The sequence below is a fragment of the uncultured Thiodictyon sp. genome, assembly GCA_903837595.1.
In the GTDB taxonomy this organism is placed as follows: Bacteria; Pseudomonadota; Gammaproteobacteria; order Chromatiales; family Chromatiaceae; genus Thiodictyon.
Genome location: CAILVI010000014.1, coordinates 20,808 through 27,402, shown reverse-complemented (window position 1 = coordinate 27,402; position 6,595 = coordinate 20,808). Strand labels below are relative to the sequence as shown.

At 69.5% G+C, this 6,595-nt stretch carries 10 protein-coding genes; all 10 read left to right on the top strand.

Features of this window, described 5'->3' with window-relative positions; all coding sequences use genetic code 11:
• Window positions 1-197: hypothetical protein (locus QZY44_RS01005; RefSeq protein ID WP_295440979.1), on the top strand; the 197-nt coding region annotated here is incomplete at its 5' end.
• The gene (locus QZY44_RS01000) at window positions 194-370 is read left to right on the top strand and encodes a hypothetical protein (protein ID WP_295440976.1); all 177 of its coding nucleotides are present in this window, start codon (window positions 194-196) and stop codon (window positions 368-370) included. The genes QZY44_RS01005 and QZY44_RS01000, both read left to right, overlap by 4 nt.
• Complete coding sequence (locus tag QZY44_RS00995) at window positions 360-1,574, top strand: hypothetical protein (RefSeq protein WP_295440973.1); 1,215 nt, start codon at window positions 360-362, stop codon at window positions 1,572-1,574. The genes QZY44_RS01000 and QZY44_RS00995 overlap by 11 nt, the downstream gene beginning before the upstream one ends.
• Window positions 1,575-1,859: 285 nt before the next feature.
• On the top strand, window positions 1,860-2,465 hold the full coding sequence (locus QZY44_RS00990) for a hypothetical protein (protein ID WP_295440970.1): 606 nt from the start codon (window positions 1,860-1,862) through the stop codon (window positions 2,463-2,465).
• Window positions 2,466-3,434: a major capsid protein gene (locus QZY44_RS00985; RefSeq protein WP_295440967.1), complete on the top strand. Its 969-nt coding sequence runs from the start codon at window positions 2,466-2,468 to the stop codon at window positions 3,432-3,434. It abuts the gene before it with no gap.
• Window positions 3,435-3,443: 9 nt separating this feature from the next.
• A complete protein-coding gene (locus tag QZY44_RS00980) occupies window positions 3,444-4,193 on the top strand; it encodes a hypothetical protein (RefSeq protein ID WP_295440964.1) in 750 nt (249 codons plus the stop codon).
• 232 nt (window positions 4,194-4,425) lie between these two features.
• Window positions 4,426-4,914 carry a hypothetical protein gene (locus QZY44_RS00975; RefSeq protein WP_295440961.1) on the top strand — a complete coding sequence of 163 codons (489 nt, stop codon included), beginning with the start codon at window positions 4,426-4,428 and terminating at the stop codon, window positions 4,912-4,914.
• The gene (locus QZY44_RS00970; RefSeq protein ID WP_295440958.1) at window positions 4,907-5,278 is read left to right on the top strand and encodes a hypothetical protein; all 372 of its coding nucleotides are present in this window, start codon (window positions 4,907-4,909) and stop codon (window positions 5,276-5,278) included. Before QZY44_RS00975 ends, QZY44_RS00970 begins: the two co-directional genes overlap by 8 nt.
• A complete protein-coding gene (locus QZY44_RS00965; RefSeq protein ID WP_295440955.1) occupies window positions 5,278-5,730 on the top strand; it encodes a hypothetical protein in 453 nt (150 codons plus the stop codon). Before QZY44_RS00970 ends, QZY44_RS00965 begins: the two co-directional genes overlap by 1 nt.
• A 66-nt stretch (window positions 5,731-5,796) precedes the next feature.
• Window positions 5,797-6,594, top strand: a complete 798-nt coding sequence (locus tag QZY44_RS00960) for a hypothetical protein (RefSeq protein WP_295440953.1) — start codon at window positions 5,797-5,799, stop codon at window positions 6,592-6,594.
• Window position 6,595: the final 1 nt, after the last annotated feature.

The window sequence follows — 6,595 nt, the reverse complement described above, 5'->3', positions numbered from 1 at the left end:
CGTACGGGAGGGGGCGGCGGCACCTGGTGGAGTGCGACGGGTGCGGGGCCGAGGCGACGGTGTTGGATGCCACGGACTTGCCTCCCAGTTGGGCGGCGGTGGTCCAGGGCGGGGCGATCCGGCATTACTGCCCGGACTGCGTGCCGTGTCTGCCGGCTGATGTGGTGGTCGCGGCGTACGGGAGGGGGCGGCGGTGACACCGCCGGCTGCGCCTGATCCTGGGGCGACGCTGGGGCAGTGGAACGCCTGGGCGGCGCAAGGCCGCACGCGGGCGGAGATGGATAAGCGGCTGGCGCAGGTGCCGGTCCAGCATCGCGACCAGGTCGCGAGCCATCTGCGGGTGGTGGTGAGGATGCGCGATGGCCACTGATTGGGCGGCCATCCACCGGGCGGTGGCGGTGGCGGTGCGGGCGCAGGATGTGCGGCTGGGGCAGTCCACGGCGGAGTATGCGGCGCAGATTGCGCAGGCGGTGCGCGACGGGGGTACCACGCTGACGCCGGAGGCGCAGCAGTATGTGACCGATTACATCGACCTGGCGCAGAGTCAGATCCGGGAGGGGGTGGAGGCGGCGGTGGCCCCGGCGGCGGGGACCTTGCCGACGGATATGCGCTCGGCGTTCATCCAGGAGCGCACGGCGGAGGCGTATGGGCAGCGCTGGCCGGATGGGCTGAACCTGAGTCAGCGGGTGTGGGACTGGAGTGCCAAGACACAATCCGGGGTGAGTGACGTGCTGGCGGCGGCGGTGCGCACCGGGCAGGAGACCGGGAATCTGGTGATGGAGATGCAGCGGGCGATCGAGGCGGCGGCGGGTAGCCGCTTTGCGGATGTGTCCGTGCGCACCGAGGATTGGGCGGACCGGTTGCGGGCGGCGGGGATGGCGAGCGTCCGGGACCCTGGGGGCATGACGCGTTGGGTGCAGGCGGTGAAGGAGGCGGTGGCGCATGTGGAGAGTCTGCAGGACGGGGGCACACGGCGTCAGGCGGAGCATGCGCTGGCGGGGATCCGGGCGGCGATCAGCGAGGGGCGGCAGGACCTGGTGGACCAGCATCTGCAGTGGTGGCTCTATGACCGGCAGCTGTACAACCTGCGGCGGATTGCGCGCACCGAGATGGCGACGGCGCATCATCAGGCGGTGATTGCGGTGGGGCTGGAAGATCAGGATGTGACGGGGTTTGTGTGGCGGCTCTCGGCCAGCCACAGCGTGCCGGATATCTGTGATTATTACGCGGACCTGGATCAGGGCATGGGGGCGGGGGTCTATCCGCGGGACCGGGTGCCGCGGGGCAAGGCGCATCCGCAGTGCCTGTGCTCGCTCACGCCGACCACGCGCAAGATGCGGGCGGATGGCAAGCGGGGGGTTGGGGACTTTGGCGACTTTGTGCATCAGGTGTCGGAGGATCAGCGGGCCGCGATGGTGCCGGCGTGGGCTGATCAGGCACGGGCGGATGGCGTGGCCTGGCGGGACCTGATGCGTCCGGATGGGTTCGGCCTGATGACGCGGGAGGAGGCGACGGCCGCGGGGGTGATCGGGGGTGCTGATCAGGGTGCGGGGCGGTCGCCCTCCGCTCTTTGACCCAGCTCCCGCGCTCGTGCCTGCAATGGGCGGTGAGGCGCGTTGAGCGTCTTGCGCAAGGCGGTTGCCGGGCGATCCTGTCTCATGGCATTGGCGGCTGGCGCGATAGCTCAAACGGCGCCTGACGCGGCCGGGCCTTCCGGCCACTCCCCTCCCCTCTTTTCTGCTGGCTCTCGCGGCCAAAAAATACTGTGCAGCTAACGCCGGTTGCGTGTGGGCGTGGTGGGAGGATTGCGCGGTGGCCCCGGCGCCCGGGGCTCCTATCTATAGAGTGGAGATCACCCCATGGCTGAGCCCGAAGGCACGGCGCCCGAGAAAAAGACCCCTGAACCCGGGGCGGCTGGTACTAAGACAGCCCCTCCCCCGTCGATCGATGAGTTGCGCACGCAGCTGCGCGCGGAGCTGGCTACCGAGTTGAAGGCGGCCACCGGGCTTGACTCGATCGAAGCGCTCAAGGCTGCCCGGGACAAGGAGGCGGCCGATAAGCTCGCCGAGCAGGGCGAGTTTAAAAAGCTCGCCGAACAGGCACAGGCCGAACTCGCCCAAGTGCGCGCGCGGTTTGAGCGAGCGCAGATCCGCAATGCACTGTTGAGCGCGGGCGCCGCCTCCGTTGATCCGGATGTGGTGCAGGCGCTGTTGTCCGGCGCGGCCAAGGTGGACGCGGCGGGCGCGGTGACGATCGGCGGCAAGACGCCGGCCGAGGCGGTGGCGGAGCTGCTCCAGGCCAAGCCCCACCTGGCGCGGCCGGTGGGCGGTCAGGGCTCGGGGGCTGGCGGCGGTGGTGCGGCACCGGCGGCGCAGACGATGACGATGGCGCAGCTCGGGGAGTTGCGCGCCAGCAATCCGGCTGCCTATCAGGCGGAGATGACTCGCCGGGCGGGGGGCAAGTAAATGGCCGACAGTGCAAACACGGGGTACGGGGACATCATCGTCCCGGCAGTCTTTGCGGACTATGTGACGCTGCGCACCGCGAGCTTGAGCGCGATTGCGCAGTCCGGGATCGCGGCGCCGGTGGGGCAGATTCAGCAGGCCGTCCAGGGCGGGGGCGATTACGCCAACCTGCCCTTCTGGGGCGATATCAGCGGCGATTCCGAAGTCCTGCCGGACGGCGAGACGGCCGACGCGGCACTGACGCCGGGCTCGATCAGCGCGGCGGTGCAGGTGGCGGTGAAGCAGTTCCGCGGCAAGAGTTGGAGCACCAACGATATGGCGGCGATGGTGGCGGGCAGTGACCCGGCCATGGCGATTGCCAACGGGGTGGCGCTGTACTGGATGCGCGATGAGCAGACGCGGCTGATCCAGATCCTGACCGGGCTGTTCCGCACCGGCGGCTGTCTGGCGGCGACCCATGTGCTGGATGTGTCCGGCGGCGGGCGCAAGCTCAACGGGGAGGTGGTGATCGAGGGTGCGCAGCTCTTGGGGGATCACAAGGATATGCTGACGGCGATTGCGATGCACAGCGCCAAGCATTCCAGCCTGCAGGCACAGGAGCTGATCGAGTATGTCCGGGACCCGGCGACGAACGAGATCTCCTACACCACGTATCTCGGCAAGCGGGTGATCATCGACGATGGGTGCCCGGTGACGAACGGGGTCTATACCACCTATCTGTTCGGCCCGGGGGCGATTGCGCGGGCGGACGTGCCGGTGAAGGTGCCGGTGGAGACGCAGCGCTTTGCGCTGCAAGGCAACGATGTGCTGGTGTCGCGACAGGGTCTGGTGCTGCATCCCGCGGGCTGCTCTTACGCCTCCGCGGTGGCGGGGCGGAACCCGACCAATGCGAAGCTGGCCACGGCGACCTCTTGGACGAAGGTCTGGGAGAACAAGCAAATCCGGTTGGTCGCGATCCTGTCGCGCTGAGGACACGTCATGGGCGATAAACATTTGCGGGAATGGGCCTATCCGGTCGGCAGCAATGCCGATGTGGACGGGGCGGCGGCGGAGGATGTGTGGGCGGGCGGCGGGGTCTATAGCTTCCCGGCCGCGGCGGGGGCCACGACGCTGGTCTCGGGGTCGGCGGCGGATGCGGCGGCGGGGACCGGGGCGCGGTCGATCGAGGTGGTGGGGCTGCTGGCCGGTGGGGTGCTGGCACGCGAGACGGTGGTGCCGACCGGCACGGATGCGGTGGCGCTGACCAATGCCTTTTTCCGCATCCTGGATGCGCGGGTGCGCTCGGCGGGGTCCGGTGCCGTGAACGCGGGGGCGATCACGATTGCCATTGGCGGGGCGGCGGCGGGGGTGCTGCCGGCCGGGTCCGGGCGGTTGAACGCGGCGATCTATACGGTGCCGGGGGATCGGGCGGCCTATCTGGCCGGCGGGCGGCTGACGGCGGGCGCGGCGACGGCGGGGGTGTTGACCGGCTCGCTCCTGATCCGGCCCAGCGGGGAGGCGTGGCAGACGGTGGACCTCCTGGAGGTGGCCAGCCAGGTGAGTGGTACGCAGGCGCTGGATACGGCGACGGGGACGGTATCGCTGGCGCGCACGGGGCACGGTGAGTTCGAGTTCGAGGGGATGCTGTATCTGGCGCCCTTGACCGACGTCCGGGTGTCCGTGGCGGCGAGCGTGAACAACATGGTGGCCATCGCCAGCTTGAGTCTGATGCTGGCGGCGGCGTTCTGAGCATGAGCACGGTAACGGAGCGGGCTTGGCGGGAGGCGCGGGTGGGCGCGTCGCGGCCGGGGGCCGCTCCTACGATTTCCAGTGGTAGTAATGAGGAGCGGCCGGCGGTCTGTGGTGGTTCGCCGGTCTCCAGGGACGGACCTACACCAAGTGAAGAAAGGCCGACGAGGGAACGGGGGCGGCGCAATCGGGCGTCGCCCCCCGCGGGCGGCGACACGGCAGCGGCGGGCGCATGAGCCTGCTCGCGGTCAACTTTGATCTGTCACCAGCGCTGGGGCGGCTGCTGAGTCAGCCGGCGGCGGTGGTGAAGCGCGCGAGCATCCTGGCGGCCAAGCGGGCGGCTGAGGTGTATGTGGATGCGATGCATGAGTACATCCGGGCGGGCCGGGCCTATACGCCGCGGCCGCCGGTGGCCGGGCAGACCATCGAGCAGGGCCTGGGCTGGCACGCGCAGGGCGATGGGGCGGTGATCTACTCGCAGACGCCGCACGGCGTCTATGTGGAGTTCGACACCCGGCCGCATCTGATCGCGCCGCGGCCGGGACGCAAGGCGCTGCGGTGGTTCGGCGGGGGCCCGGGCGGCGGGATGCTGATCCGGCGCGTGGTGCATCACCCGGGCACGAAGGCGCAGCCCTTTTTCTTTGCCGACCAGCCGGCGCGCCAGGCGCGGATGTTGGCGGCGGCGACTGAGGCGGTGGCGGAGGTGCTGGGCAATGTCTGAACCGGTGGCGATTTATGCGGCGCTGGCCGATTGCACGGACCCCGTCGTGACGGTGGAGACCTCTGACCTGTTGGCAGCTGACCGGGTGGTGATTGCGGTGCTGCGCAATAAGGGGATCGATCCGGCGACGGTGACCGGTGCGGCCGGGCTGGCGCTGCTCAAGGATCTGGCGGTGGCGGAGGCGACGGCAGGCGCGGCGCGGCGCAGTGCGGTCGATAAGGACTCTGGCCAGTGGGCCAAGATGGACGCTTACCAAAAGCAGGCCATTGCGCTGAGCACGCGGATCGACCGGGAGTCGCTCGGGTTGGCTGTGACCGGATCGGGCGCGGCGGGCTATGGCTCCATTCCGCTGGGGCGCGGCTGATGAGTCTGGCACTGGCCATTGCGGCGCGGGCGCGGCTCACGGCGGAGGCCCTGCGTAGCGGGTCCCCGCTCGCGCACTGGTGCGCGGCCAATGGGGCGCTGACCTATCCGCTGGAGTACCGGCGGCCGACCGGTGCGGAGGGGTGGCCCTTTGTGGCGATCCAGCCGTTGCGGGATCGGCGCGATCTGCGCTCCGGCCGGGGCGAGATGGCGGAGATCGGCCTGGTGTGCGGGTACCGGATGGCGAAGGTGAGCAAGGAGGGCGACGCCGGGATTGGGACGGTTGACGCGCTGGCGGAGGCGGTGCTGGCGGCGCTGGCGCTGCCCTGGACGGCGGGTTGGGCGGGCTGGGATTGGGACGCGCGCACTGGCGAACGGGTGGAGGGGGTGTTTTCGCACCCGCTCTATGAGATCGAGTTGGCGGTCACGCTCGGCATCGTCGGGCGGGGCTGAGGCTCCGGTATTCCAGGCTGGCGGCGGTGCCGGCGGCCATATTTCTGTAGCACGAGGCATTGATCCATGGCTATCGCACGCGGCACGCCGCTGAAGGCATTTCTGGAGTTCGAGGGGCGTGTCGGGGTGTGGTCCGGGGAGACCCCGCCCGCGACGTACTCGGACTTCATCAACCTTGAGAAGCTGGAGGTGACCGCGCCCGCGCAGGACACCATCAAGCTGATTTCGCGGATGCACTCGTCCAAGGGGGCGGCCCTGGACTCGCAGCAGGTGCCGACCGACAAGGTGGCCAAGGTGGCGATCGAGGCCACCACGTTCACCCCGGGCATGATTGCGATGATGACCGGCGGGGCGGTGACTGAGGTGGTCCAGACGGGTGCGGCGGTGGCCGCCGAGGTGGTGACGACGGTGCTCAATGAGTGGGTGCCGCTGGCGAATTACGGGATTGCACCCGACGCCCAAGGCACCGCCACCAGTCTGACCACCAGCGCGGACGTGGCGGTGGACGATGCCAAGTTTGTCATCGACCTGGAACTGGGCATGATCAAGGCGATCCATGCCGACGCGGTCGGCGTCGGGATGAAGCTGGCCTATTACACCCGTACCCAGACGGTGGAGCAGTACACCGGCGGACTGGCACTCTCCACCTATTGCCATATCACCGGGCAGTGCTACGAGCGCGCGACCGGCAAGCTGGGCACCCTGGATATCTGGCGGGCGTGCCTGTCCAGCGCCGGCACCTTCAGCCCGATCGGTAAGGAGTATCTGAAGGGGGCGCTGGATGGCGACCTGATCATCCCGCCGGTGGCGATCCGTGGCGCGGTGCGCACGGCGCCGTGGCAGTGGCAGCGGCGGACGGTATAGC